The organism is Frigoribacterium sp. PhB24, assembly GCF_003755185.1.
Taxonomy (GTDB): Bacteria; Actinomycetota; Actinomycetes; order Actinomycetales; family Microbacteriaceae; genus Frigoribacterium.
Genome location: NZ_RKIC01000010.1, coordinates 416,958 through 442,402, shown reverse-complemented (window position 1 = coordinate 442,402; position 25,445 = coordinate 416,958). Strand labels below are relative to the sequence as shown.

Annotated in this window: 24 protein-coding genes and 2 tRNA genes; 5 read left to right on the top strand and 21 right to left on the bottom strand. The window is 70.3% G+C overall.

The annotated features are described in order from the left end of the window. Positions 1-8 precede the first annotated feature (8 nt). Positions 9-326, bottom strand: a complete 318-nt coding sequence (locus EDF50_RS06900) for a hypothetical protein (RefSeq protein WP_123518796.1) — start codon at positions 324-326, stop codon at positions 9-11. 84 nt (positions 327-410) lie between these two features. On the opposite strand from EDF50_RS06900, the gene EDF50_RS16610 reads away from it, so the two are divergent. After that, positions 411-551 (top strand): hypothetical protein, encoded by a 141-nt coding sequence (locus EDF50_RS16610; protein WP_158612651.1) that lies wholly within the window; start codon positions 411-413, stop codon positions 549-551. 58 nt (positions 552-609) lie between these two features. Here the strand turns inward: EDF50_RS16610 and EDF50_RS06895 are convergent, their stop codons facing one another. From EDF50_RS06895 to EDF50_RS06850, 10 genes are all read right to left on the bottom strand, one after another. Further along, positions 610-804, bottom strand: coding sequence for a hypothetical protein (locus EDF50_RS06895; protein WP_148076775.1), 195 nt, complete (start codon positions 802-804; stop codon positions 610-612). 134 nt (positions 805-938) lie between these two features. Continuing rightward, a tRNA-Thr gene (locus tag EDF50_RS06890) sits at positions 939-1,011 on the bottom strand. A 57-nt stretch (positions 1,012-1,068) separates the two neighbouring features. After that, positions 1,069-1,731: a TetR/AcrR family transcriptional regulator gene (locus tag EDF50_RS06885; RefSeq protein WP_123518794.1), complete on the bottom strand. Its 663-nt coding sequence runs from the start codon at positions 1,729-1,731 to the stop codon at positions 1,069-1,071. A gap of 84 nt (positions 1,732-1,815) precedes the next feature. Continuing rightward, entirely contained in the window at positions 1,816-2,964 is a 1,149-nt protein-coding gene (locus tag EDF50_RS06880; RefSeq protein WP_123518793.1) for a DNA polymerase III subunit delta', read from the bottom strand. Positions 2,965-3,004: 40 nt separating this feature from the next. Further along, complete coding sequence (gene topA, locus EDF50_RS06875) at positions 3,005-5,923, bottom strand: type I DNA topoisomerase (protein WP_123518792.1); 2,919 nt, start codon at positions 5,921-5,923, stop codon at positions 3,005-3,007. A gap of 159 nt (positions 5,924-6,082) precedes the next feature. Continuing rightward, positions 6,083-6,463, bottom strand: a complete 381-nt coding sequence (locus tag EDF50_RS06870; RefSeq protein WP_123518791.1) for an Rv3654c family TadE-like protein — start codon at positions 6,461-6,463, stop codon at positions 6,083-6,085. Beyond that, on the bottom strand, positions 6,460-6,846 hold the full coding sequence (locus EDF50_RS06865; RefSeq protein WP_123518790.1) for a TadE family type IV pilus minor pilin: 387 nt from the start codon (positions 6,844-6,846) through the stop codon (positions 6,460-6,462). Before EDF50_RS06865 ends, EDF50_RS06870 begins: the two co-directional genes overlap by 4 nt. Beyond that, entirely contained in the window at positions 6,843-7,097 is a 255-nt protein-coding gene (locus tag EDF50_RS06860) for a DUF4244 domain-containing protein (protein ID WP_123518789.1), read from the bottom strand. Before EDF50_RS06860 ends, EDF50_RS06865 begins: the two co-directional genes overlap by 4 nt. A 102-nt stretch (positions 7,098-7,199) precedes the next feature. Next, positions 7,200-8,237, bottom strand: a complete 1,038-nt coding sequence (locus EDF50_RS16605; RefSeq protein ID WP_158612650.1) for a type II secretion system F family protein — start codon at positions 8,235-8,237, stop codon at positions 7,200-7,202. Beyond that, positions 8,234-9,316, bottom strand: a complete 1,083-nt coding sequence (locus EDF50_RS06850; protein WP_123518788.1) for a TadA family conjugal transfer-associated ATPase — start codon at positions 9,314-9,316, stop codon at positions 8,234-8,236. The genes EDF50_RS16605 and EDF50_RS06850 overlap by 4 nt, the downstream gene beginning before the upstream one ends. 368 nt (positions 9,317-9,684) lie before the next feature. Here EDF50_RS06850 and acs point away from each other — a divergent pair, with 368 nt between their 5' ends. Then, positions 9,685-11,637 (top strand): acetate--CoA ligase, encoded by a 1,953-nt coding sequence (gene acs / locus EDF50_RS06845; protein ID WP_123518787.1) that lies wholly within the window; start codon positions 9,685-9,687, stop codon positions 11,635-11,637. Positions 11,638-11,706: 69 nt separating this feature from the next. On the opposite strand, the gene EDF50_RS06840 is transcribed toward acs, so the two are convergent. After that, complete coding sequence (locus EDF50_RS06840) at positions 11,707-12,177, bottom strand: RidA family protein (RefSeq protein ID WP_123518786.1); 471 nt, start codon at positions 12,175-12,177, stop codon at positions 11,707-11,709. Continuing rightward, positions 12,177-12,335 (bottom strand): hypothetical protein, encoded by a 159-nt coding sequence (locus EDF50_RS16805; RefSeq protein ID WP_167599048.1) that lies wholly within the window; start codon positions 12,333-12,335, stop codon positions 12,177-12,179. The genes EDF50_RS06840 and EDF50_RS16805 overlap by 1 nt, the downstream gene beginning before the upstream one ends. Before the next feature lie 50 nt (positions 12,336-12,385). Here EDF50_RS16805 and EDF50_RS06835 point away from each other — a divergent pair, with 50 nt between their 5' ends. The 3 genes from EDF50_RS06835 to EDF50_RS06825 all read left to right on the top strand — a co-directional run bounded on the left by EDF50_RS06835 (position 12,386) and on the right by EDF50_RS06825 (position 16,064). Next, positions 12,386-14,944, top strand: coding sequence for a transglycosylase domain-containing protein (locus EDF50_RS06835; RefSeq protein WP_123518785.1), 2,559 nt, complete (start codon positions 12,386-12,388; stop codon positions 14,942-14,944). A 44-nt stretch (positions 14,945-14,988) separates the two neighbouring features. Continuing rightward, positions 14,989-15,909: a metallophosphoesterase gene (locus tag EDF50_RS06830; RefSeq protein ID WP_123518996.1), complete on the top strand. Its 921-nt coding sequence runs from the start codon at positions 14,989-14,991 to the stop codon at positions 15,907-15,909. Between the two features lie 78 nt (positions 15,910-15,987). Beyond that, a tRNA-Pro gene (locus EDF50_RS06825) sits at positions 15,988-16,064 on the top strand. 129 nt (positions 16,065-16,193) lie between these two features. Here the strand turns inward: EDF50_RS06825 and EDF50_RS06820 are convergent. From EDF50_RS06820 to EDF50_RS06785, 8 genes are all read right to left on the bottom strand, one after another. After that, on the bottom strand, positions 16,194-16,799 hold the full coding sequence (locus tag EDF50_RS06820) for a thymidine kinase (protein ID WP_123518784.1): 606 nt from the start codon (positions 16,797-16,799) through the stop codon (positions 16,194-16,196). Further along, on the bottom strand, positions 16,799-17,548 hold the full coding sequence (locus EDF50_RS06815; RefSeq protein WP_123518783.1) for a response regulator: 750 nt from the start codon (positions 17,546-17,548) through the stop codon (positions 16,799-16,801). The genes EDF50_RS06820 and EDF50_RS06815 overlap by 1 nt, the downstream gene beginning before the upstream one ends. After that, positions 17,535-18,707 (bottom strand): hypothetical protein, encoded by a 1,173-nt coding sequence (locus tag EDF50_RS06810; RefSeq protein ID WP_123518782.1) that lies wholly within the window; start codon positions 18,705-18,707, stop codon positions 17,535-17,537. The genes EDF50_RS06815 and EDF50_RS06810 overlap by 14 nt, the downstream gene beginning before the upstream one ends. Beyond that, on the bottom strand, positions 18,704-19,942 hold the full coding sequence (locus EDF50_RS06805; RefSeq protein ID WP_123518781.1) for a sensor histidine kinase: 1,239 nt from the start codon (positions 19,940-19,942) through the stop codon (positions 18,704-18,706). Before EDF50_RS06805 ends, EDF50_RS06810 begins: the two co-directional genes overlap by 4 nt. 172 nt (positions 19,943-20,114) lie before the next feature. Next, entirely contained in the window at positions 20,115-21,290 is a 1,176-nt protein-coding gene (locus tag EDF50_RS06800; protein WP_123518780.1) for an Rv2578c family radical SAM protein, read from the bottom strand. Positions 21,291-21,366: 76 nt separating this feature from the next. Next, positions 21,367-22,848 carry a malate:quinone oxidoreductase gene (locus EDF50_RS06795; RefSeq protein ID WP_123518779.1) on the bottom strand — a complete coding sequence of 494 codons (1,482 nt, stop codon included), beginning with the start codon at positions 22,846-22,848 and terminating at the stop codon, positions 21,367-21,369. Between the two features lie 132 nt (positions 22,849-22,980). Next, positions 22,981-24,033, bottom strand: coding sequence for an aspartate-semialdehyde dehydrogenase (locus tag EDF50_RS06790; protein ID WP_123518778.1), 1,053 nt, complete (start codon positions 24,031-24,033; stop codon positions 22,981-22,983). A 139-nt stretch (positions 24,034-24,172) separates the two neighbouring features. After that, positions 24,173-25,438, bottom strand: a complete 1,266-nt coding sequence (locus EDF50_RS06785; protein WP_055971466.1) for an aspartate kinase — start codon at positions 25,436-25,438, stop codon at positions 24,173-24,175. Between the last annotated feature and the right edge of the window lie 7 nt (positions 25,439-25,445).

Below are 25,445 nucleotides of genomic sequence, written 5' to 3'. Positions count from 1 at the left end.
AGCAAAGCCTAGGTGATCGGCTCGTCCGGCTCCGGTTCACTGCCGGCGATGAGTTCGCGGATCTCTGATTCATGCTGCAGCATCCACGCGACGGCGCTGTTCAACGTGCCAAACTCGCGCAGCCACGGCCGGCGCCCGCCGGCATCGCGGCAGTAGGCGTAGGCGTGGTAGCGGGGCTCGTGGCCGTTCGAACGGATGATGACCCAGCCGAGGGCCGGCCCTGGCTTGACCTGGATGGTCCAGAGACCGAACCCGCCGTGCGCGTGCGGGTGTGCGGGGATGGGCTTGTTGATGATGCGCCTGTACGCGTCGCCTGATCCGTTCACTCCCACGATCGGGGAGCGTACGCAGGTCCTCTGACATCTGGGGATAAGTGCCTACTTAGGTCCACCGCCCGACAAGATGAGCGGATGACCGCCGACGACTTGATTCATCAGTTTGCGCTTTTCGTAGCGCGGGTATCCGACAACCCCCAGACGACCGAGCTGGAGTGGGATGCTCTGCTCTTGGCTCTCAATCAGCTCGACGAGATAGCAGCTTCGGCGATCTGAAAGACCCCCATCCGGCTTAGTGCCTGGGTGGGGGTCTTTCGTCGTCTCAGTGAGCCGATCAGGCCTCGGGCGTCGCTTTCGCGCGTGACTGGGCGATCTCCTTCTGCGCAAGCGTGTAGATCGAGAACCCGCCGATGAGGCCGAGAGTGATCGCTGCGGCGCCGAACAGGTAGGAGCCGCCGGTGATGGCGATGATGAGAGCCAGGCCCGCGAGGATCAGGCAGATGACGCCGACGACTTGAAGTGCTCTCATGCGGCGATCGTACGTCGACTCGGTGGGCTGGCGGTAGCCCTCCGTCATGAGTGTTGCCCTCTGATTGCCCTCCGGGGCGTCGGTTCCTGAATCGGGAAGAGGCCCGGATCGGTGTAGATCCGGGCCTCTGAGGGAGCCGCTTATCAGAATCGAACTGATGACCTTCTCATTACGAGTGAGACGCTCTACCGACTGAGCTAAAGCGGCGGGACCGACCTGAGCCGGTTGCCCGTGCCTCGCGGCACGATTAGATACTGTACAGGATCAGCGGACCTCACGTGTCACGAGGCGGCCGAGCTCGTCGAAGCTGGCCTCCATGCGGGCACGCAAGCTGTACCGCATGTCGCTGAGGTGGTCCACGTCGTCGTCGTCGATCCACTCCGCCCACGCGTGTCGCAGGGCGGCGATGCTGACCAGGGACACGAGGTGCGCGCGGCTGACCAACGAGGCGTCCACCGCGTCGTCCGCGACACCCGCGTCGGCGGCCATGCGCTGCGCGACGACGGTCGTCAGACGCTCCTCGAAGACCCGCGTCGACGCGATGCGGCGGGCGAGCAGGTCGGGGTGGGCGCGCAGCACCCGCCGGCGCAGGACGACCAGCTCGCGGTCGACCGTGGCCGACTCGACGGCGTTCGTGAGCAGCTGGATCAGGCTCGACAACACGGGCTCGTCGCGTTGGGCCACGAACCGCTCGAGGTCGTGGCCGTCGGGCAGCGCCGGCGGATCGCCGACGACGGCCTCTTCTTTGGACGGGAAGTAATTGAAGAAGGTGCGCGGCGAGACGTCTGCCCGGCGGCTGACCATGTCGACGGTCACCGCCTCGAGGCCGTGCTCGACGATGAGGTCGAGGACGGCGACCTGGATCGCTCGACGGGTGGCCAGACGTTTGCGCTCACGCAGACCGGGGGCGGCGTTCGGGTCGCTCATCAGGCCATCATCGCGCATGCAGCCGGGGAAAGGCATGGACGGGACGCTCGCCTCCGTGGTGGTCTCGCCGGCGTCGACCGCCGATCAGCGGCCGGTGCGCCGACTGACCACGACGAGCATGGCCTCGAGCGCCATGGCCGGCGACACGTTGGCCTCGATGCGGCGTCGGGCCAGGGTGATGGCGTCGAGCACGGCCAGGGTCGCGGCCGGCGTCGACGCCGCCGCCGCGATGTCGAGCTGTGCCCGGATGCTCTCGTTGATGGGCTGCTCGTCGACGCCGAGCTGTAGCAGCAGGACGTCGCGGTACAGCGAGAGGAGGTCGACCATGATGCGGTCGATCCCGTCCCGGAGGCTCCGGGTCGCCCGACGCTTCTGGTCGTCCTCGAGGGCCCGCAGCTGGCTGCGCAGCGCCGGAGGGACGGTGCCACCCGGTTCGACGCCCAGCGACCGCAACGCACCCGCCCGTTCTTCGGCGTCGCGTTCTTCGGTGATGGCCTTGGCGTCGTCGCCGGCGACCGCGAGCAGGGTCGCCGCCGAGATGACCGCGTCCGAGACGCTCCGGATCGCCAGTGCGGTCTCGAGGGTCTGCCGACGTCGGGACCTCGCCGAGGTGTCGAGCGCCAGACGCCGCGCCATGCCGATGTGGCTCTGGGCCTCGCGCGCCGCCACGAGCGCGATCTCGGGGTCGACGCCGTCACGGTTCTCGAGGAGGGCGGCGACGTCGCTCACGGCCGGCATGCGGAGGCGCACGCTGCGGACGCGGGAGCGGATCGTGGGGATGAGATCGGCCTCGCTGGGAGCGCACAGCAGCCAGACGGTGCGGGGTGGTGGTTCTTCGAGGGCCTTGAGCAGGAGGTTCGAGGTGCGCTCGGTCATGCGGTCGGCGTCCTCGATGACGACCACCCGGTAACGGCCCACCGACGGTGAGAACTGGCTCGCCGCGACCAGAGCGCGGACCTCGTCGATCGTGATGATGATGCGCTCGGTGCTGAGGACCGCGAGATCGGGGTGCGATCGGGCGGCCACCTGGCGGAGCGTCGCGTCTTCGTCCGCCGGCTCCCGCGAGAGCAGCGCGGCCGCGAAGGCGTAGGCGAGGTTCGAGCGCCCCGAGCCGGGCGGCCCGGTGATCAGCCACGAGTGCGTCATCGAGGCGTTGCCGGGCTGCGTGGAGGCGGCCGCGGTCAACGCCTCGATGGCATCGGGCTGACCCGTGAGGTGTTCCCAGAGGGGCATGGTCAGCGTGCGCCCTCGGCTCGGGGGTCGACCGCGCCGGTCACTCGGCCTGAGCCTCGGGCGCCGCGGTCTTCTCCGCAGGGGCCTTCTTGACCGGCGCCTTCTTGGCGGCCGTGGTCGCCGCCTTCTTGGCCGGCGCCTTGGCGGTGCTCGCCTTCTTGGCGGGCGCTTTCTTGGCAGGTGCCTTCTTCGCGGCCGCCTTGGGCTTGGCCGGGCCCTTGGCGCGTTTGTCGGCGAGCAGCTGGACGGCACGGTCGAAGTCGACCTCTTCCACGGTCTCGCCGCGTGGGATCGTCGCGTTCGTCTCGCCGTCGGTGACGTACGGACCGAATCGACCGTCCTTCACCTTGATGGGCTTGCCGCTGACCGGGTCGGCCTCGAACTCTTTCAAAGCGCTGCTGGCCTTGCGGGCGCCGTACTTCGGCTGGGCGTAGAGCTCGAGCGCCCCGGGCAGGTCGATGTCGAAGATCTGGTCCTCGCTCGTCAACGACCGGGTGTCGGTCCCCTTCTTCAGGTAGGGACCGTAACGACCGTTCTGCGCCTGGATCTCGTCGCCGCTCTCGGGGTCGGTGCCGACGGTGCGGGGCAGGTCGAGCAGTCGCAGGGCCGTGTCGAGGTCGATCGTGTCGACGCCCATGCTCTTGAAGAGCGACGCCGTGCGTTCTTTCGGAGCGGCGGCCTTCTTGGCGGGGGTCTTCTTGGCGGGGGTCTTCTTCGCCCCGGCCGTGGTCGTGGCGGCAGCCGCCGGCTCGGTCACCTCGCCCGTCGCCGGGTCGGCCACGATCTCGCCCGAACCCTCGTGGGTCGCCGACTCGGGGGTCCGCTCGGTGACGTACGGGCCGAATCGGCCGTCCTTCGCGATGACCTCCTTGCCCGTCTCGGGGTTGAGCCCCAGCACGCGGTCACCGACGACGGGGGCCTCGATCAGCTCGCGCGCCTTCTCGGCGGTCAACTCGTCGGGCGCGAGGTCTTCGGGCACGTTCACCCGGCGCGGCGTCTCGGGATCGTCGCCCGGCGCCTCGAGGTAGGGGCCGTAGCGACCGATGCGCAGGGTCACGCCGTCGGCGAGGACGATGGAGTTGATGTCGCGCGCGTCGATCTCGCCCAGGTTGTCGATCACCTTGCGGAGACCTCGGTGTGACTCGTTGCCGAAGTAGAAGCCGTTCAACCAGTCCACGCGGTCGGCGTCGCCGCCGGCGATGAGGTCGAGGTCGTCCTCCATGCTGGCCGTGAAGTCGTACTCGACCAGGTCGGCGAAGTAGTCCTCGAGCAGACGGACCACCGAGAACGCGATCCAGTTCGGGACGAGGGCCGTCCCGCGGGGCGTGACGTAGCCGCGGTCGACGATGGTCGACATGATGGCGGCGTACGTCGAGGGGCGACCGATGCCGAGCTCTTCGAGCGTCTTGACCAGGCTCGCCTCGGTGTAGCGCGGCGGAGCCGACGTGTCGTGCCCCTTCGCCTCGACCTCGTCGAGCCCGAGGGCCTGACCGGCGGTCAGCGGAGGCAGCTTGGCCTCGGCGGGTTCGGCCGCGCCGTGGCGGTCCTCGTCACGCCCCTCTTCGTAGGCGTTGAGGAACCCGCGGAACGTGATGACCGTGCCCGAAGCGGCGAACTCGGCGAGCGTGCCGACGGCCGTGCGGGAGGCGATGCCCTCGACCGTGCCCGGGGTGGTCGCCGAGACGACGACCGAGGCGGTCGATCCCTTGGCGTCCGCCATCTGCGACGCGACCGTGCGCTTCCAGATGAGGTCGTAGAGCTTCCAGTCGTTGCCGCGCAGCACGTTCTGCATCTCGGAGGGAGTCTTGAAGGTGTCCCCCGACGGACGGATGGCCTCGTGGGCCTCTTGGGCGTTCTTGCTCTTGCCGGTGTACAGCCGCGGCTTCTCGGGAACCGTCTCGGGCCCGTAGAGCTTCGCCGCCTGGCTGCGCGCCGCACCGATCGCCTGCTGGGACAGCGCCGGCGAGTCGGTGCGCATGTAGGTGATGTGGCCGTTCTCGTAGAGCGACTGCGCGACGCTCATGGTCTGCCGGGCCGAGAACCGTAGCTTGCGCGCGGCCTCTTGCTGGAGCGTCGACGTGGTGAAAGGAGCAGCGGGACGGCGCGTGTAGGGCTTCGAGTCGACCGAGCCGACGACGATCTCGACGTCGGCGGAGCTCAGGGCCTCGGCGAGTGCACGTGCCGCCGCCTCGTCGAGCGCGACCGCCTCGCCCTTCAGCCGACCACGGTCGTCGAAGTCGCGGCCGGCGGCCACGCGTCCCCCGTTGACGCGGACGAGGCGTGACCCGAAGGCGACCTTCGCCTCACCCTCGGTCGCGACGGGCTCGAAGGTGGCGGTGAGGTCCCAGTACGAGGCGGAGACGAACGCCAGTCGTTCACGTTCGCGGTCGACGACGAGACGGGTGGCGGCCGACTGGACACGGCCGGCCGAGAGGCCGGGGCCGACCTTGCGCCACAGGACGGGCGAGACCTCGTAGCCGTAGAGGCGGTCGAGGATGCGGCGGGTCTCTTGGGCGTCGACCAGGGCGGTGTCGAGTTCGCGCGTGTTCTCCTGGGCTTTCTGGATGGCGTCCTTGGTGATCTCGTGGAAGACCATGCGCTTGACGGGCACCTTGGGCTTGAGCTCTTGCAGGAGGTGCCACGCGATCGCCTCGCCCTCGCGGTCCTCATCTGTCGCGAGGTAGAGCTCGTCGGCGTTCTTCAACGCGCGCTTGAGATCCGAGACGGTCTTCTTCTTCGCGTCCGACACGACGTAGTAGGGCTCGAAACCGTTCTCGACGTCGACGGAGAACTTACCCATCGACCCCTTCTTCAGTTCGGCCGGGAGGTTCTTGGGCTCGACGAGATCGCGGATGTGACCGACGGAGGCCAGCACCTCGTATCCGTCGCCGAGGTACTGCCCGATCGTCTTGGCCTTGGCGGGCGACTCGACGATGACCAGTTTCTTCGTGCCTGGCACGGGACTCCTTGGGTGGTGGTGCGGCGACCCGGTCCGACGGACCGGGCGAGGGGCTGCAGGGCGAGGACGGGGTGCTCGATCGCTCCCACCGACCCCGAGGAACGTCGGGAGCCGTGCAGCCGACAGCCACACCATACACACCCGACACTCGGGCCTCCTTCACGGGACACGGCCCCGGGGCGGGGCCGACGGGGGCGGTGGACCGGCCGACGCGCGGGCCGTGACGCCGATCGGTCCGAGGGCCGTCGAGACCTCCACCGTGGCCTCGGCGCCCGAGACGACGCAGGCCGTCAGGTCGACGCCGTTCGCCTCGGCGGTCACGGCGGCCCGGTCGCACGGAGAGCCGACGACGACCCCCGCGAGGGCATCGGCCGCGGCGAGCGCCGAGGCGTCGGCCGCCCCGGCCGTACGCGACCGGACCACGAGGGCCGAGTGCGATCCGACGAGGACGACGCAGAGGGTGGCGATGGTCACGATGCCGCCGGCCAGGAGGACGGTCGAGCCGCCGCGGTCGCCGGCGACGACGCGGCGGACGGTCATCGTCCGGCCGTCGGCGCGCAACTGCGGGAGGTCAACGCGACCTCGCCGACGGGGCCGACCCGCACCGTGCGGCGGAGGTCGACGCAGACGAGGTCCGCACCCACGGACTCGGACGACGAAGCCCCCGGTGCGAGCCGCTCCAGAGTCGCGCCGACCGAGCCGCGATCACCTCGGGCACTCTGCCGGGCGACGACGGCTGCGGCGTCCGCGAGCCGCACGGACTGCGAGGTGACGCCCAGGCTCGCGACGACGAACGCCACGACCAAGACGACGGCGGGCATCGTCATCGCGAACTCGACCGTCGCGCTCCCCTTCTCGTCGTGGGCACCCCGGCCGAGGCGGGAGAGGCGGCGGCGGACCTCGACCGCCTGCTCGGCCGTCATCCGACGGTGAGGGCCGAGCGGACCAGGTCGGACAGGACGCCCCGGACCTCGTCCGACCTCATGATCGTCACGAGCAGTCCGGCGAAGCCCACCGCCGCCATGATGACGATCGCGTACTCGGCCGTGGCCGCACCGTCGTCAGCCCGGGCCAGGCGATGCGCGACGGACGCGATCCGGCCTGCGGCCGAGGCGCAGGAGGCGCGGGGCCCCGTCGGCGAGACGGCGGGCGGTGGGGTCGTGGCAACGGTCATGATGTTCCTCTCGTGGTCGTCGTCACCTCTCCGGTGACGAGTCGAGCCTGGCGGGATGGAGCGGACGGGCCGCGGGCGTCGTCCCGGCCTGGGGACGGTCGGTCACCAGGAGCCCGCTGTGGACGACACGAGCGAGACGACGAGGGGGACGACCCCGACGATCAGGAACGCCGGCAGGATGCACACGCCGAGGGGCAGCATCAGGGTGACCCCGAGCCGGCCGGCCGCCGCCTGGGCGGCCGTGCGGGCCTCGAGCCGCAACTCGCGGGCTTCGGAGCGCAGGAGGAGGCCCGCCGGCGCGCCGGCACGACGGGACAGGTCGAGCACCGCCTCGCACCGGTGGAATTCGACCCGGTCGGCGGACTCGTCGACCGGCCCCGCGCCTCCTCGTGTCCCGGGCGATGCGGCCCCGACGCCGCACGAGGCGATCGCCTCATCGACGACGGCGAGGCCGGACGACCACGAGGCTCCCCCGGACAGAGCCACGGCGAGGAGCTCCGGGCGCAGTCCCGGCACCCTCGACGACGGCAGGGCGGCGCGCACGAGACGGGCGTTCCACCGACGCGCGACGGTCACGAGACCGGCCGCGCCGACGAGGCACGCCCATCCGATCGGGGTGCCGACGAGCACCGTGCCGGTATCGAATCCCAGCCCCAAGGAGAAGAGGAGGCCCACCGGAGGGAGGGCGAGGACCACGGTCGCCGTCGCCCGTGGTCCGCTCAGGGCCACCTGCACGTCTCGGCGGGCCTCGTCGGCCGAGCGGAGGGCCGAGACGACGGAGTGCAGGCAGTCGGCCATCGGCGCCCCACTGGTCTCGGCGACCCGCCACGCGCAGGCGACCTGCCGCCAGGTCCGTTCGTGCCCGTCGGCGTCGACGGCACCCTCGAAAGGCCGGGTGTCGAGCCACGACACGAGACTGTCGGAGACCGCGACGCCGTCGCCACCGTCGAGGGCGACCACCTCGGCCAGTCGCCGGATCGGGCCCGGCGGCTCGACGGCGCCGACGTGCCCCCAGGCTCGGGACGGCGCGACACCCGCACCGACGAGGACGGCGAGACGTTCGACCAGGACGGCCGCCGGTGTCGGCCGCGCACGCCTCGCCCTCCGCCGGCGGGGAGCTGACCCCGGGCCCCCGCTCACCCCCGCGGTCCCGACCGGGCGCAGAGGCGCCCGTCGGGTGTCACGGCCAGGTGGCCGATCTCGGCGAGCCTCCGGTGGCCACCCCGTCGCTCGAGGTGGAACACGGCGTCGATCGCACTCACGGCCTGACGGGCCAGGGCGTGGACCCCGAGCCCGGCGAGCGCCCCGAGCGCCTCGAGCCGCGCGGGGACGTCCTCCAGGCCGTTGGCGTGGACGGTGCCCGCACCACCGTCGTGCCCGGTGTTCAGGGCGGAGAGCAGGTCGCGGATCTCCGGCCCCCGCACCTCGCCCACCACGAGACGGTCGGGTCTCATCCGGAGGGCCTCTCGGACGAGACGGGACAGGTCTACTCCGCCCGCTCCTTCGAGGTTGGGTTGACGCGTCTCGAGCGCGACGACGTGGGGGTGACGTGGTCGCAGCTCGGCGACGTCCTCGATGGTCACGATGCGGTCGGAACCGGGAGCCTCGGACAGCAACGCGGCGAGGAACGTCGTCTTGCCGGCACCACCCGACCCGCTGACCAGGACGTTGGCCCGTCGCTCTACGCATCCCGTCACCGCCTCGAGTCCTCCTGGCGGGAAGAATCCGCTGCGGTCCAGGTCGAGGAGGGAGAGCGACTCCGCGCGGGGCACGCGGATCGAGAGAGCGGTGCCCGCGACGGCGAGCGGCGGCAGCACGACGTGCACCCGGAGGCCGTCTCCCAGGCGCACGTCGACGCAGGGACTCGACTCGTCGACGTGCCGTCCCCCGAGCGAGACCAGGCGCACCGCCACCTGCCGCGCCGCGGCCTCGGCGAGGTGGAGGCTCGTCTCGGGCTCGGCCCCGGCGCCGCGATCGACCCACACGCCCACGCCTCCGGTCACGAACACGTCGGTGACGGCCGGGTCGTCGAGGAGACGGGCCAGGGGTCCGAACGCGGCACGCTCCTGACGCGTGAACCGTCCTTGTACCCCGAACTGACGTTCTGTACCCCGCCCCGTGGCGAGGGTCGCGGCCGGATGCAGGGCGAAGCGAGTGGGAGGGTGATCGAGGGTGAGGGACGGGTGACCGCCGACACCGGCTCGGGGCTCGTGTGACATGGACACGACCGTAGGAAGCGACCGACCGGAACAGACAGATCGGTCAGCTGCCTTGGGGACGAATCACGACTCGTCGCCCCTGGGGACGAGACGACCGTCCACCCGGGCGACCGGCGGGTTAAAAGAGAGGGGCGGCACCGGTTGGGGGGAACCGGTGCCGCCACGTGCGTCGGGCGATTGGGGGGAATCAGCGCGACGCACGTCGGAATCGAATCCGACTCGTCCAGTGTACCCCAGAACGGCCTGGGAACACCACGTCGCAGGGACCCGCCGAGCGTGTCGCCCCGCTCTGCCCGACGCGATCTCCGGAGTAAGGTCGTCGGCGCGGCTCCGTGCCGCGGTTCACGCAACGACGCGAGAGGACTCCGATGCTCGACGGCACCGACGACCAGCCCATCGAAGGACGCACCTTCCCCCCGCCCGCCGACTTCGCCCGGACCGCCTCGGCCGGCCCCGACCTCGCCGGACGGGCCGCGGCCGACCGCCTCGCCTTCTGGGCCGAGCAGGCCCTCGAGCGGCTCACCTGGGCCCAGGCTCCGACCGAGACGCTCGACTGGTCGAATGCACCGTTCGCCCGGTGGTTCGCCGACGGCACGCTCAACGTCGCCTACAACTGCCTGGATCGTCACGTGGAGGCCGGGCACGGCGACCGCGTCGCGCTGCACTGGGAGGGCGAGCCCGGCGACGCCCGCTCGCTGACCTACGCCGAGCTGACCCACGAGGTCAAGCGTGCGGCGAACCTGCTGCTCTCCCTCGGGGTGCGGGCCGGTGACCGTGTGATCGTCTACCTGCCGCAGATCCCCGAGGCCGTCGTCACCATGCTGGCCGTGGCACGGATCGGAGCCGTCCACTCGGTCGTGTTCGGCGGGTTCAGCGCCGAGAGCCTGCGAGCCCGCATCGACGACGCCGGTGCCCGTCTGGTCGTGACGGCCGACGGCGGCTGGCGCAAGGGGGCGGTCTCCCCCCTCAAGGCGGCCGTCGACGAGGCGCTGGCGGTGGACGGCGACTCGACGGTCGAACACGTCCTCGTGGTCCGGCGAGGGGGCAACGACGTCTCATGGACCGACGGCCGTGACGTCTGGTGGCACGACGCGATCGAGACCGTCGAGGCCGAACACGTCGCCGAGCCCTTCGAGGCCGAGCACCCGCTCTTCATCCTCTACACGAGCGGTACGACCGGAAAACCCAAGGGCATCCTGCACACGTCGGGCGGCTACCTCACCCAGGTCGCCTACACCCACTCCGTCGTCTTCGACCTGCACCCCGAGACCGACGTCTACTGGTGCACGGCGGACGTCGGGTGGATCACCGGGCACAGCTACGTCGTCTACGGCCCGCTCGCCAACGGCGCGACACAGGTGCTCTACGAGGGCACCCCCGACTTCCCGGCACCGGGCCGCTGGTGGGACATCGTCGAGAAGTACGGCGTCACGATCTTCTACACCGCCCCGACGGCGATCCGGGGCTTCATGAAGTCCGGCAGAGAGATCCCGGGGGCCCGCGACCTGACGTCGTTGCGCCTCCTCGGGTCCGTCGGTGAGCCGATCAACCCGGAGGCCTGGCTGTGGTTCCGCGAGGTCATCGGAGCCGGGCGCACACCCATCGTCGACACGTGGTGGCAGACCGAGACGGGCGCGCAGATGATCTCGCCGCTGCCGGGCGTCACGACCACCAAGCCCGGGTCGGCCCAGACGCCTCTGCCGGGCATCGTGGTCGACGTGGTCGACGACCACGGCACACCCGTGGGCAACGGCGAGAGCGGCCTGCTGGTCGTCTCCGAGCCGTGGCCGTCCATGCTGCGCGGCATCTGGGGCGACCCCGACCGGTACGTCGAGACGTACTGGAGCCGCTTCGGCGACCGCTATTTCGCCGACGACGGCGCCCGCCGCGACGAGGACGGCGACATCTGGCTGCTCGGCCGCGTCGACGACGTCATGAACGTCTCGGGCCACCGCCTGTCGACCGCTGAGATCGAGTCGGCCCTCGTGTCGCACCCGATCGTCGCCGAGTCCGCCGTCGTCGGCGCGGCCGACGAGACCACCGGTCAAGCGGTCGTGGCGTTCGTCATCCTGCGGAACAAGGCGAAGACGACGCAGACCCCCGAGGAGGCGGTGGCCGCGTTGCGCGCGCACGTCGCCCACCAGATCGGCGCCATCGCGCGTCCCCGCAGCGTCGTGCTCGTCGACGAGCTGCCGAAGACGCGCTCGGGCAAGATCATGCGCCGCCTGCTCCGCGACGTGGCGGAGGGTCGCGAGGTCGGCGACACGACCACGCTGGCCGACACCTCGGTCATGTCGGTCATCACCGCCGAGATGCGCTGACCCCGGCACGACCACGGCCCCTCCTCGCCGAGAGGAGGGGCCGTGGTCGTGACCGGACGAGGAGGCGCGTCAGCGGACCTCGAGGACGAGCTCGACCTCGACGGGCGAGTCGAGCGGCAGCACCGCCACCCCCACGGCGCTGCGGGCGTGACGCCCCGCCTCGCCGAAGATCCGCCCGAGGAGGTCGGAGGCGCCGTTGATCACGCCGGGCTGGCCGGAGAAGTCGGGATCGGAGGCGACGAAACCGGTCAGCTTGACGACGCGGACGACGTCGTCGAGCGAGTCGAGCACCGTCGCCGCGGCGGCCAGGGCGTTCAGCACGCACGTCGCCGCCATCGCCTGGGCATCGGCAGGCTCGACGAGGCCGTGCCCGTCGCCGACCTTGCCGGTCGACGACAGTTCACCGTCGACGAAGGGCAGCTGACCCGCCGTGTAGACGAGCGACCCGGTGCGGAGGGCCGGGACGTACGAGCCCGCGGGCGCCGCCACCGGTGGGAGGACGAGACCGAGCTCGGCCAGTCGCTCGTCGACCGTCGCCATCAGGCGTCCTGGCGGGGGCGCTTGAGCCACGCGACGGGACCGCCCTCGGGGCCCTGGGTCACCTGGACGAGTTCCCACCCGTCGGAACCCCAGTTGTTGAGGATCGCCGTGCTGTTGTGCACCAGCAGGGGCGTCGTCGTGTACTCCCAAAGGACCATTTCGGCTTCCGTTCAGCTTGAAAATCGGCGATGTCGCTTACCCTGATCCTATGTCTGCCCAAAAATCGAAGCCCACGTCCGCCATCGGGGCACTCTTCGGATTCGTCGGCTTCAGCGTCCTGGCCGGCCTCCTGGTGACCATCGGCGTGACGCCGGCCATCGCGGTCGCCGGCATGACGGCCTCGAGTTCGATCGGGGTCTTCGAATCGATCCCGGAGTACATCGAGATCGGCAAGTTGCAGCAGCGCAACACGCTGTACGCGACCCAGGGCGGGCAGCAGGTGCCCTTCGCGACCCTCTACAGCGAGAACCGCGTCGAACTCTCGTGGGACGAGGTCAGCCCGAACCTCAAGACCGCCGTCGTCGCGGGCGAGGACCGCCGCTTCTACGAGCACGGCGGCGTCGACGTCACCTCCCTCGTGCGCGCGGCCGTCGGCTCGGCGGGCGCCGGTGAGCTCGGGGCCAGCGGTGGTGGCTCGACCCTGACGATGCAGCTCGTGCGCAACATCCGCATCGCACAGTCGCAGCAGCTGCCGACCGCGGACGAGCGCGACGCCGCCTACAAAGAGGCGACGACCACGACCCTCGACCGCAAGCTCGAAGAGATGAAGTTCGCGATCGGACTCGAGAAGAAGTACAGCAAGGACGACATCCTGCTGGCCTACCTCAACATCGCGTACTTCGGCGACCAGACCTACGGTGTTCAGGCCGCCGCGCAGCACTACTACAACAAGAGCGCGGCCGACCTCACGGTGCCCGAGGCCGCGAGCCTCATCGCGATCGTGCAGTACCCCGACTCGCGCAACATGTCGACGCCCGAGAAGTACCCGGCCAACAAGGCCCGACGCGACGTCATCATCAAGTCGATGCTCGCCGAGAAAGACATCGACCAGGCCACGGCCGACGCCTCGCTGGCCACACCCGTCGAGAGCTACGTCGTGCTGACGGCCCCCTCGCAGGGGTGCGGTGCCGTCACCGTCCCCTCTGCCGCCTACTTCTGCGACTACGTGAAGAAGAGCATCAAGGACCTCGCCGTCCTGGGCTCGACCCCCGAAGAACGTCAGGCCAACTGGAACACCGGCGGCTACGACGTCTACACGACGCTGAACCTCGACCTCAACGAGAACGCCAAGGCGCAGGTGGACAAGTACGCCCCGGCCAGCGAGAGCAACTTCCAGCTCGGCAGCGTCGTGGACTCCGTCGAAGCCGGTACCGGGCGCGTCGTGGTGATGGCACAGAACACCACGTTCTCCGAGACCTCGAGTCCCGACCGCACCCTCACCTCGGTCAACTACAGCACCGACAGGGACTACGGCGGATCGATCGGGTTCCAGCCCGGTTCGACCTACAAGCCCTTCACACTGATCGACTGGCTCGAGCAGGGGCACGGCATCTACGAGAGCGTCAACGCCAAGCCGCGCACCTTCAACATGACCATCGACGGCAGCCGGGGCAACAAGTACACCCCCAAGAACGACGCGGGTGAGCAGCCCGGTCAGATGAGCGTCGCCGACGCGACGGCCAAGTCGATGAACACGGCCTACGCCGCCATGGCCGAGAAGCTCGACATCGCCGACATCAACGGCGTCGCCAAGAAGCTCGGGGTGCACCGCGCCGACGGAGGCGAGTTGCAGACCTTCCCGTCGACCATCCTCGGCACCGCGGACGAGATCGCTCCGCTGACCATGGCGACCGCCTACGCCGGGATCGCCGCGGGTGGCGTCTACTGCTCGCCGATCATCGTGGACAACATCAAGGACGACAAGGGCGTCGACATCGGCGGACAGCCGCAGTCGTGCAGCCAGGTCGTCGACCCGCAGGTGGCCGCGGCCGCCGCGGTGGCCATGCAGGGCCTGTGGCGGAACGGCACCGGCGTCGGCGGCCTGCCGGCCGACGGCTACCCCGAGATCGGCAAGACCGGCACCACCGACCTCAAGGACCAGATCTGGATCATCGGCGCGACGTCGAAGATCGCGACGGCCGTGTGGCAGGGAGTCGCCGACGGCCCCAAGAAGAGCCTCCGCAGCTTCAACTCCCCCAACCTCGCGGGGGTGACGAGCTACGCGAATGCCCGCGTGCAGTACTTCAAGGCCGTGCAGAGCGTGAACAACACCGTGTATCCCGGCGGCCCCTTCGGTGAAGCGTCCGGTGCCGTGTTGCGAGGCTCGGGCGTGGCCGTTCCCGACATGGCCGGCACGACCCCCTCGGCGGCCCAGGCGCTGTTGAGGGGCGTGTCGCTGGCGTACCAGGACGGCGGCACCCAGCCGTCGGCCCTGCCCGCCGGGCAGGTCATCGGCTCGGACCCGGCCGTCGGCTCCGTCGTGTCGAAGGGCACGACCGTGAAGGTCTTCACGAGTGACGGCAGCGGTGCCGCGGCCGTTCCCGACGTCACCAGGCAGAAGGTGGGCGATGCGGTCAAGTCGATCGGAGGAGCCGGCTTCGACACGTCCAAGGTGTCCATCGCCGGATTCACTCCAGGAGACGGCAGGAACGCCTGCCAGGTCGCCTCGACGAATCCCGCCGCCGCCACGTCGGTCGCCAAGGACTCGGCGATCGGGCTGACGGTCTTCGGCGACAAGGACGGCAACGACCCGGGCAACTGCGCGTGAGCCCACGAAGCACCGGCGGGCCCAGCGCCCTCCAGACGACGGCCGTGACCGCAGCAGCGGGCGCGGCCGTCGGCCTCGGGGCTCTGGCCTGGGGCGTGTTCGTCGAACGCAACCGGTTCACGGTGCGGCACGAGGTCCTGCCCGTCCTCGAACCCGGCTCACGGACGCTGACGATCCTGCACCTGTCCGACCTGCATCTCGCCCCCTGGCAATCCGAGAAGCAGGAGTGGGTGAGAGGCCTCGCCGTGCTCGAACCCGACCTCATCGTGAACACCGGCGACAACATCGGCCACGAAGACGCCCACACCGCCCTTGAGTACGCGCTCGAACCCTTCCGTGGCGTCCCCGGGGTCTTCGTCAACGGCTCCAACGACTACTACGGCCCCGCCCCCAAGAACCCCTTGGCTTACTTCGGCGGACCGAGCAAGGCCCACCGCACGCCGGTCGACCTCGACATCGATCGGATGCAGGCCTTCTTCACCGACCAACTCGGCTGGCTCGACCTGAACAACAGGGCACGGGCACTCGAGCTGCGCGGCTCGCGACTCGAGCTGTTCGGTGTCAACGACGCCCACCGAGGCTGGGACCGCCTCGACCGCATCCCCGGCGCCCTCGACGACCTGCGCGAGAACGTCGGCTGGCAAGACGATCGCGGCGGGCCCGACCCCATCAGCATCGGCGTCACCCACGCGCCGTACCAGCGTGTGCTCAACTCGTTCGTCAACAACGGCGCCGACGTCATCTTCGGCGGTCACACGCACGGCGGACAGGTCCAGGTACCCGGCTACGGCGCCCTGGTCACCAACTGCGACCTGCCTCGCAGCAAGGTCAGTGGATTGACGACCTGGAGCCACGCCCGAAAGACAGCACACCTCGAGATCTCGGCGGGTCTGGGCACGTCGATCTACGCCCCCGTACGGTTCTCGTGCCGTCCCGAAGCCGTGATCGTGACTCTCACGGCCTGAGCTCGCCCGGGGTGACACGAGCAGGCCCGAACATGGGCTATTCTTGTCAGGTTGCTTCACGTGAGAACGCGAAGACATCGGGGTGTGGCGCAGCTTGGTAGCGCGCCTCGTTCGGGACGAGGAGGTCGTGGGTTCGAATCCCGCTACCCCGACCAGAGCACATGGCTCCACCTTCGGGTGGGGCCATGTGCTTTCGTGCTCTTGGTTCGCCCTTCGGGCGACACGACATCGGCTCCACCCGCGGGTGGGGCTTCGTGCTTTCTGTGCCTTGTGGTCGCCCGGGGTCAGGCGAGACGGCCGCCGGACTCGGCGAGGTAGCAGGCGCCGCAGAGCGACTCGTACGTCACCTGCTGCCCGTCGATGGCGACCTGGTCGCCATCGAAGACGAACCGGTCCCCCACCGTCCGAGCGGTGAAGACCGCCTTGCGACCGCAGCGGCAGATCGTCTTGAGCTCTTCGAGCGAATGCGCCACCTCGAGCAACCGCCGGCTACCGGGGAAGGCCACCGTACGGAAGTCCGTCCGGATGCCGTAGGCCAGCACGGGGACGTCGTCGAGGATCGCGATGCGCAGCAGGTCGTCGATCTGATGCGGGGCCAGGAACTGCGCCTCGTCGACGAGCAAGCAGGCGAGGCTCGAGCCCGTCTCGTCTCGCACGGCGTCCCGCCGGGCCAGGAACACCTGCCGGACCTCGTCGTCGGGGGCGAAGGTGACGTCCGCCACCCGGGTCACTCCCAACCGGGAGACGATGGCCCCGTCGCCCTTGGTGTCGACCCCCGGTTTGGCGAGCAACACGCGCTGCCCGCGTTCTTCGTAGTTGTACGCCGCCTGCAGCAGAGCCGTGCTCTTGCCGCTGTTCATCGCGCCGTAGCGGAAGTAGAGCTTGGCCACTACTGCAGGTAGCCGTCTTCGGCGGCCCGCCGGATGAGCTCGGACTTCTTGCTGGCGGGCCGGTTGGCCTTCGCGTACTTCTCACGCACGCGGCGGAGGAAGGTCTTCGCCGTCTCGTACTGGACGTTCATCTGCGCGGCGACCTCGTTCGTGCTGAAACCCGAGACGTACAACCGGAACGCCTCGGCCTCGCCGGCGCTGAGCTTCGGGCGGGTCTGGTTCGCCGCACCGGCCGGCAGCGGACGCCAGTCGCGCTGGGGCGAGTTGTCACGGGCGACGCCCATGACCTGTCGGGCGGCGTCCATCACCTCGCGCATCGGGAGGGTCTTCGACAGGAAGGCCGACGCCCCGGCCTCGAGGGCACGCTCGCGCGACTCGCGGGTGTCGAGGCTGGACAACACGACGACCTTGGCCCCGGCAGCCCGGCACGTCCGGACACGAGCCTCGATCGAGACGGGCTCTTTCAACTGGAAGTCGAGGAACACGAGGTCGGTCGGGAAGTTGTCGCTGTGCACCAGCTGGAGCCAGGTGTGTGCCGTGAGGACGAGGTCGAAATCGTACGCGTTGACGTTGATCCAGCTGCTGAGGCTGTCGAGCAGCACCTCGTGGTCGTCCAGGATCGCGAGTCGGACGCGACGCGCGGGCGGTACTTCGGAGCCCGGGCCGACGGTGGCCCACGAAGGTGCTGCGACGGGCCTGCCGAAGCCCGGACGATGGGACGAGCGACCGCTCGACTCAGTGCTGGTCATAAGAAAACCTTAGTGTCAGAAGCGAAGGGGTCCGGTCGACCCGCAGATCGCCCGAGACGAGGCGGAGCACGGTCAGACAGGGGGCGAGCGACCGTCGTGCGGCGGTGGCCGAGGACCCGAACGCGAGCTCGATCGCGATGTCGACCCGCGCCTCCTCGGCCTCGAGCACGACCCGGAGCGAGCGGGCGTCGACGGCCTCGCCGTCGTCCACCGTCGCGAAGAGAGCCCAGAGCGCCGTGCGGTACGCGGGGCCCAGACGATCGGCGAGCCGGTCGGGGTCGACGACCTCGGCCGGGACCCGGCGGCCGAGGGCCCCGAGACGCCGTGCCAGCCACGTCGCGTCGGCCTCGGCCACCAAGGAGGCGCGCAGCGAGTCGGCCACGCGCCGTGCCTCGTCGGCGTCGCGCTCGTCGATCCGGCCCGACTCGACCAGCCGCGCGAAGAACGGCACGACCTCGCGGTTGAGCACGGTGACGCGGTCCTGCTGGACCGATCGGGCGAGCGTCACCCGCAGGTCGTCGGTGCTGGCCCTGCGGAACCCCGTGGCCCGCGAGACCCATCCCTCGACGTGGCCGACGAAGACGGCCGAGAAGGTCGCGGAGGCTGCCGTCAGCGCGAGCAGCGGCGTGAGGGCGACGACGACGTACGACGCGACGGGCACCGGCGTGACGAACCCGGGAGCCTCGACCAGGACCACGACCGCGAGGACCACCGCCACGACGCCACCTGCCGTCAGGATCTCGCGCGCCGAGCGGTACGGGGCCACCCCGAGCAGGAGGACCCCCGCGGCGATCCCCGCCCAGTCGTCCCGGACGAAGGGATTGCTGCCGGCGGTGGCCAGGGCCGACAGCACGCCCGCCGCCGCGCCCGCCGCGGCCACACCCCAGAGCGCCCCGGGCCCGAACGGCGCCCTGAGGGGCGCGGCCGAGACGACGAGCACGACACCACCCACGGCGAGGGCGACGAGCGCCGCGGCCGCGGCCCACGGCGACGAGACGTCGGAGGCCCGCAGCAGCGTGTACGCGCCGGCCACGAGCGCCGAGGCGAGAGCTGCTGCCAGGGTGATCGGCCGGGCCGCGAGGGCACCGAGCGGATCGACCTGCTGGGGCGTCCGCCCGGAGGCGCGCGCGGCCGGGCGGGCAGCGACGGCGGGGGTCATGCCGGCACACCGTCGTCGGTGGTGACGACGACTGTCGACGTCGCGACGGAGAACGGGACCCGGAGGACGATCGACGTGCCGCTGCCAGGGGACGACCAGATCTGCACGTGACCGTGGACACGGGCGAGACGGCCTTCGACCGAGTTCGTCAGCCCGAGACGGTCGGGGGCCACCGCCGCCGTGTCGAAGCCGACGCCGTCGTCGATCACCATCACGGTGAGGTCGGTGCCGTCACCGAACACGACGAGCTCGGCCCGGCCGACACCGCTGTGTCGGCTGACGTTGACGAGGCATTGCGCGACGGCCAGACCGAGTGCGTCCGCGGTGACGGGGTCGAGACGACCGACCGCCGAGACGTCGCCCGTCACGGACACCTCGAGGCCGCCCGACCGCGACTGTTGGACGGCGGCGTGCACCCGGCTGTGCTCCCAGGCGTCCGCAGCCGCCACGGCGACCTCGGGAGGCGCGGAGTCCGCCGACAGCCAGTCACGCCCGACGAGCACCTCGAGGTCGGCGACGATCGCCCGAGCGGTCTCGGAGGGCAGGGCACCGGGACGCGTGCTCGCCACGGCCGCGAGGTGCCCGAGGATCGTGTCGTGGACGAGGGCGGCGGCCTGCTGCTCGATGTCGACGCGGATGCCCTGCACCTGCTGCTCGAGCGCAGCACGGTGCAGCCGGGGCTGGGCCCTCCGCGCGCGCCCCCGCGACGTCTCGGCGTGGGCGGTCACCACGGCCACGAGAACGAACGCCGACAGGGCGGTGACGTCGAGCCGCAGGGAGGCTCCGGTGTGCCAGGTCGCCAACTGGGTCGCGAGCTCGCCGGCCGCGTAGCCCGCCGCCGACCAGAGGAGCCCCCGGCGAGGTCCGACGGCCGTGCTGCCGACCATGACGAGAGCGATCTTGGGCAACGACAGCGAGAAGGCGTCCGACGCCTGCACCGCAGCGACCTGCGAGAAGAGGGTGACGGCGTACCAGTACAGGGCGGCGGTCCCGACGATCAGGTAGGCGAGGTGTGCCGTCGTGGAGCGCGTGCGCTCGACCACGAGGAGCAGTACCACCAGCGGAACGAGCGAGACGAGGGCAGGCCAGAGCAGCAGGTCGGGTGTGGTGGCCTGCTTGGCGAGCAGCAAGGCGGCGGCCGCCGCGAGCACGGTGGCCGCGATCGCGTGGCAGGCCCTCGACACCGAATCACCGACGGCTGCCGACGCGAGGTGGGCGGGGAGGCCCAGCAGCATGTGGCCTCCTGGTGGTGTCGTCGTGGTCAGGAGAGATCATGGCAGAAGGCGGACCCGGGCTGTACCCCGACATGTGGGGTCATCGACGACGCCGGGCGGGCGGGACGCTTCGTTTGTGCCCCGTTTCACCCGACCGGGGCACGTGCCCCCGGCGACCCTCGACCTCGGACGCTCAGAACAGTCGCGGCTGGGACCGGGCCCCACCGGGCAGCTCGTGAGCGATGAGGGCTCGCGGGACGGCCGAACGACCGGTGCCGGTCGTCACGTCGAGAACATCCAGGGCGGCTCCTGTGCCGTTGCCGTTGCCGTTGCCGTTCAGCCCCATCAGACGCAAGGATCGCGCACTGTCGTCGAGTGCCGCGGACCGCATCGACCCCGTCGCCGGATCGGCCTGCCCCTTCTCGAGGCCGTACTCGTGCAGCAGGGGGCGCACGCGCGCCGCCAACCAGGAGCGGTAGCCCGTCGGCGCGTAGGTGCCTTGCGCGTAGAGGGAACGGTACTTCGACACGAGTTCGGGGTGCTCTCGCTCGAGCCAGGCGAACCACCATTCTTTGACCCCGGGCTTGAGGTGCAGGGCGCTGTACATGACGCTCGAGGCACCCGAGTCGCGGACGGCTGCGAGCGCCGCGTGCAGGTGGTCGAGGCCGTCGGTGAGGTACGGCAACACGGGCATCATGAAGACCGAGCAGGACAACCCCAGCTCGCGGGCCGCGGAGACGGTGGCGAGGCGGGCCGCCGTCGTCGGGGTGCCCGGCTCGACCGACTGTTGCAGGTCGTCGTCGTAGACGGCGATCGACATGGCCAGGTCGACGGGCACGTGCTGTGCGGCCTCGGCGAGCAGGGGCAGGTCTCGCCGGAGCAGCGTGCCCTTCGTCAAGATGCTGAAGGGTGTGCCCGAGTCGGCGAGGGCCGCGATGATGCCGGGCATGAGGCGATAGCGACCCTCGGCGCGTTGGTAGGGGTCGGTGTTGGTGCCGAGGGCGACCGGGTGGTGCTGCCAGGTCGGCCGGTGCAGCTCGCGCGCCAGGACCTCGGCCACGTTGACCTTGACGACGATCTGCCGGTCGAAGTCGTCGCCGCCGTCGAGGTCGAGGTACTCGTGCGTGGGGCGGGCGAAGCAGTACACGCAGGCATGGCTGCAACCGCGGTAAGGATTGATCGTCCACCCGAAAGGCAGAGCCGAGTCGCCACCGGGAACGCGGTTGAGCGCACTCTTCGCGACCACCTCGTGGAAGGTGACACCCGCGAACTCGGGAGTCGTGACGGAGGTGATCAGGTTGTTCAACCGGGCCAGGCCGGGCAGCGCCGAGGCGTTCTCGGTGTCGACCGCTTGCTCGGACCATCGCATGACTCCATTCGAACACACGTTCGAAGCAGGGTCAACCCGGTGCGGGCGACGTGAGGTCGCAGCCCGATCGGAGGCGTCAGGCGTGGATGTGCAGCGCCTCGGCGGTCGCCCCTATCGTCGAGGCGGCTCGCCGCTCGTCGGACGACAGGTCGTCGCCGTAGGTCGGGATCATCGCGTTCAGCCGGGGCTTCCATGACGCGATGCGGTCGGGGAAGCACCGCTCGAGCACGCTGAGCATGATCGGCACGGCCGTCGAGGCCCCCGGGGACGCCCCGAGGAGGCCCGCGATGGTGCCGTCGGCCGCCGTGATGACCTCGGTGCCGAACTGCAACACCCCGCCCTTCTTGCGGTCCTTCTTGATGACCTGCACCCGCTGACCGGCCGTGATGCGGTACCAGTCCTTGGGGTCGGCGTCGGGCATGAACTCGCGCAGCGCCTCGAATTTCGTCTGCTTGCTCGCCGCCAGTTGACCCACGAGGTACTTGACCAGCGAGAGGTTCGCGAGCCCGGCCCGGATCATCGGGTAGAGGTTGTGCGGCCGGATCGAGGCGAACAGGTCGAACATCGAACCGTGCTTGAGGAACTTGGGGCTGAAGCCGGCGTAGGGGCCGAACATGAGGCTGGCCTGCCCGTCGACCACGCGCGTGTCGAGGTGCGGCACCGACATCGGCGGTGATCCGACGGCGGCCTTGCCGTAGACCTTGGCCTGGTGCTTTCCCACGACCGCGGGGTCGTCACAGCGCAGGAACTCGCCGCTGACCGGGAACCCGCCGAAGCCCTTGATCTCGTCGATGCCCGACTTCTGCAGCAGGTGCAGGGCTCCCCCGCCGGCACCGACGAACACGAAGCGCGCGTCGACCGTGGTCGGCGTCCCACCGACCTGCTTGCGGAGCGCCACGCGCCACGTGCCGTCCGCGAGCTTCGTGAGGTTCGTCACGCGGTGGTCGAGTTCGAGAGTGGCACCCTCGCCCTGCAGGTACGAGAACAGGAGGCGCGTGAGCGAACCGAAGTCGACGTCCGTCCCGGCGGCGATGCGCGTCGCGGCGATGGGCTGGCCCTTGGCCCGCCCGGGGATGAGCACCGGCGCCCACGACCGGATGACGGACGCGTCGGTGCTGAACTCGAGACCCTGGAACAGCGGGTGCTCGCGCAGGGCCTCATGGCGCTTGCGCAGGTACTCGACGTTCTTCTCGCCCCAGACGAAGCTCATGTGAGGGGTCGAATTGATGAAGGAGTCGGGCTGCGGCAGGGCCCCCTCGGCCACGAGGAACGACCAGAACTGTCGCGACACCTGGAACTGCTCGTTGACCTTGACGGCGCTCGACGTGTCGATGCTGCCGTCGGACCGCTCGGGCGTGTAGTTGAGCTCGCACAGGGCGGAGTGCCCCGTGCCCGCGTTGTTCCAGGGGTTGCTCGATTCGAGGGCGACGTCACCCAACGCCTCGTAGATCTGGATCGTCCAACTCGGCTCGAGCTGCTTGATCATGGCACCGAGGGTGGCACTCATGATGCCGGCCCCGATGAGGGCTACGTCGACGGGCTTCTTCGCATCGGTCACGAGGGTCAGTCTAGGCCCGGCCCCCTCGGCGCCCCCGGGTGGCCGCCGTACGACGAGACCCCGGTGTCTCGATGTCGAGAGACCGGGGCCTGGTGCGTCCGCGGCGCATCGGGGCGGCGGGCCGCCGTGGGGTCAGGCGAGGGCGCGCTCTGCGGCGACGAGCTCGGCGATCTGCACCGCATTGAGCGCCGCGCCCTTGCGGAGGTTGTCGTTGCTGATGAAGAACGCGAGCCCACGGTGACCGGGGACGCCCTCGTCGTGACGGATGCGACCGACGAAGCTCGGGTCGGCTCCCGCCGCCTCGAGCGGGGTCGGGACGTCGGTGAGGACCACCCCGGGGGCGTCGCGCAGCAGTTCTTCGGCGCGCTCGACCGTGATGTCCGAAGCGAACTCGGCATTGATCGAGAGCGAGTGTCCCGTGAAGACCGGCACACGCACGCACGTGCCGCTGACCAGCAGGTCGGGACGCTCGAGGATCTTGCGGCTCTCGTTGCGGAGCTTCTTCTCTTCGTCGGTCTCGTGCGTGCCGTCGTCGACGATGCTGCCCGCGAGCGGGATGACGTCGAAGGCGATGGGACGGACGTACGTCACCGGTTCGGGCAGGTCGACCGCGCGACCGTCGTGCACGAGGCCGATGGTGTCGCCCTCGATCGCGGCCCGGGTCTGCTGCAGCAGCTCGTCGGCGCCGGCGAGGCCACTGCCCGAGACGGCCTGGTAGGTGCTGACGATCAACCGCTGCAGGGGGGCCTCGGTGTCGAGGACCTTGAGCACGGGCATGGCCGCCATGGTCGTGCAGTTGGGGTTCGCGACGATGCCCTTGACCGCCTCGCGGATGGCGTGGGGGTTGACCTCGCTGACCACCAGCGGCACCTCGGGGTCCATGCGCCACGCGCTCGAGTTGTCGATGACGAGCGCGCCGGCCGCGGCGAAACGCGGCGCATGGGCCCGTGATCCCGTGGCACCGGCCGAGAACAGGGCGATGTCGAGACCGGCGGGGTCGGCCGTCTCGACGTCCTCGACGACGACGTCGACCCCGCGGAAGGGCAGGGTCGTGCCCGCCGAGCGGGCGGTGGCGAAGAACCGGATCTCGGCGATCGGGAAGTCACGCTCGTCGAGCAGCGTGCGCATGACCTTGCCGACCTGTCCGGTCGCGCCGATCACGCCGACGCGCAGTCCTTCGGCCATGGGTGCCTCCTGGGGGTTCGGTGGTATGGGGTTCGGTGGTGAAGGGTTCGGTGGTGCAGCTTCCGGCACGGCGGGAGCAGGGCCGGGAGGCGCGATGCGGGAGCCGCCCGCGCCTCCTGTGGTCGAGGGCCGGGGCGCGTCAGCGGCCGGTGCCGCCGTGGACGACGGCGTCGACCTCGGCGTCGAGGCCGAACGCCGTGTGGACGACGCGCAGCGCGTCGTTCAGGGTGTCGGCCCGGGTGACGACCGAGATGCGGATCTCGCTGGTCGAGATCATCTCGATGTTGATTCCGGCCTCGAAGAGTGCCGTGAACAGTCGAGCCGAGACGCCGGCGTTCGTGCGCATGCCCGCCCCGACGAGCGCCAGCTTGCCGATCTGGTCGTCGTACTGCAGCGACTCGAAGCCGATCTCGGCCCGGTCGGACTCGAGGGCCTGGAGCACGACCGCCCCCTCGGACTTCGGCAGGGTGAACGAGATGTCGGTGCGGCTGGTCGACGCGGCCGACACGTTCTGCACGATCATGTCGATGTTGGCGCCGGTCTTCGCGACCGTGCGGAAGATCTGCGCGGCCTTGCCGGGCACGTCGGGGACGCCGACGACGGTGATCTTGCCCTCGCTGAGGTCGCCCGCGACCCCGCTGATGATGGGTTCTTCCACGTTCTCTCCCTCTTTCGGGTTGACGACGAGCGTGCCCTCGTTGTTGTTGAACGACGAGCGGACGTGCAGGGTGACGCCGTGGCGTCGGGCGTACTCGACGGCGCGGATGTAGAGCACCTTCGACCCGGCGGCGGCGAGCTCGAGCATCTCTTCGCTCGTGACGCGGTCGAGCTTGCGGGCCTTGGGCACGACGCGCGGGTCGGCCGTGAAGACGCCGTCGACGTCGGTGTAGATCTCGCAGACGTCGGCGTCGAGCGCCGCGGCGAGGGCGACGGCGGTCGTGTCGGAGCCACCGCGACCGAGGGTCGTGATGTCGCCGGTGGACCGGTTGAAGCCCTGGAAGCCGGCGACGATCGCCACGTACCCGGCGTCGAGGGCGTCGCGCACCCGGCCGGGCGTGACGTCGACGATGCGCGCCTTGCCGTGCTGGGCGTCGGTGATCATGCCGGCCTGGCTGCCGGTGTACGAGCGGGCCTCGACGCCCAGGCTGCGGATCGCCATGGCGAGCAGGGCCATGCTGATGCGCTCACCCGCGGTGAGCAACATGTCGAGCTCGCGACCACCCGGCAGCGGGCTGACCTCGTTGGCCAGGTCGAGCAGCTCGTCGGTGGTGTCGCCCATCGCGCTGACGGCCACGACGACGTCGTTGCCCGCCTTACGCGTCTCGACGATCCGCTTGGCGACGCGCTTGATGCTCTCGGCATCGGCGACGGACGACCCGCCGAATTTCTGCACGATCAAGCTCACGGTGACT

Excerpts from the sequence above, each read along its gene's own strand:
- EDF50_RS16610 (WP_158612651.1), top strand. The coding sequence starts at position 411 with ATGACCGCCGACGACTTGATTCATCAGTTTGCGCTTTTCGTAGCGCGG.
- EDF50_RS06895 (WP_148076775.1), bottom strand. The coding sequence starts at position 804 with ATGAGAGCACTTCAAGTCGTCGGCGTCATCTGCCTGATCCTCGCGGGC.
- EDF50_RS06885 (WP_123518794.1), bottom strand. The coding sequence starts at position 1,731 with ATGAGCGACCCGAACGCCGCCCCCGGTCTGCGTGAGCGCAAACGTCTG.
- EDF50_RS06880 (WP_123518793.1), bottom strand. The coding sequence starts at position 2,964 with ATGCCCCTCTGGGAACACCTCACGGGTCAGCCCGATGCCATCGAGGCG.
- EDF50_RS06870 (WP_123518791.1), bottom strand. The coding sequence starts at position 6,463 with ATGACCGTCCGCCGCGTCGTCGCCGGCGACCGCGGCGGCTCGACCGTC.
- EDF50_RS06865 (WP_123518790.1), bottom strand. The coding sequence starts at position 6,846 with ATGACGGCCGAGCAGGCGGTCGAGGTCCGCCGCCGCCTCTCCCGCCTC.
- EDF50_RS06860 (WP_123518789.1), bottom strand. The coding sequence starts at position 7,097 with ATGACCGTTGCCACGACCCCACCGCCCGCCGTCTCGCCGACGGGGCCC.
- EDF50_RS06850 (WP_123518788.1), bottom strand. The coding sequence starts at position 9,316 with ATGTCACACGAGCCCCGAGCCGGTGTCGGCGGTCACCCGTCCCTCACC.
- acs (WP_123518787.1), top strand. The coding sequence starts at position 9,685 with ATGCTCGACGGCACCGACGACCAGCCCATCGAAGGACGCACCTTCCCC.
- EDF50_RS06840 (WP_123518786.1), bottom strand. The coding sequence starts at position 12,177 with ATGGCGACGGTCGACGAGCGACTGGCCGAGCTCGGTCTCGTCCTCCCA.
- EDF50_RS16805 (WP_167599048.1), bottom strand. The coding sequence starts at position 12,335 with ATGGTCCTTTGGGAGTACACGACGACGCCCCTGCTGGTGCACAACAGC.
- EDF50_RS06835 (WP_123518785.1), top strand. The coding sequence starts at position 12,386 with ATGTCTGCCCAAAAATCGAAGCCCACGTCCGCCATCGGGGCACTCTTC.
- EDF50_RS06815 (WP_123518783.1), bottom strand. The coding sequence starts at position 17,548 with ATGACCAGCACTGAGTCGAGCGGTCGCTCGTCCCATCGTCCGGGCTTC.
- EDF50_RS06810 (WP_123518782.1), bottom strand. The coding sequence starts at position 18,707 with ATGACCCCCGCCGTCGCTGCCCGCCCGGCCGCGCGCGCCTCCGGGCGG.
- EDF50_RS06805 (WP_123518781.1), bottom strand. The coding sequence starts at position 19,942 with ATGCTGCTGGGCCTCCCCGCCCACCTCGCGTCGGCAGCCGTCGGTGAT.
- EDF50_RS06800 (WP_123518780.1), bottom strand. The coding sequence starts at position 21,290 with ATGCGATGGTCCGAGCAAGCGGTCGACACCGAGAACGCCTCGGCGCTG.
- EDF50_RS06790 (WP_123518778.1), bottom strand. The coding sequence starts at position 24,033 with ATGGCCGAAGGACTGCGCGTCGGCGTGATCGGCGCGACCGGACAGGTC.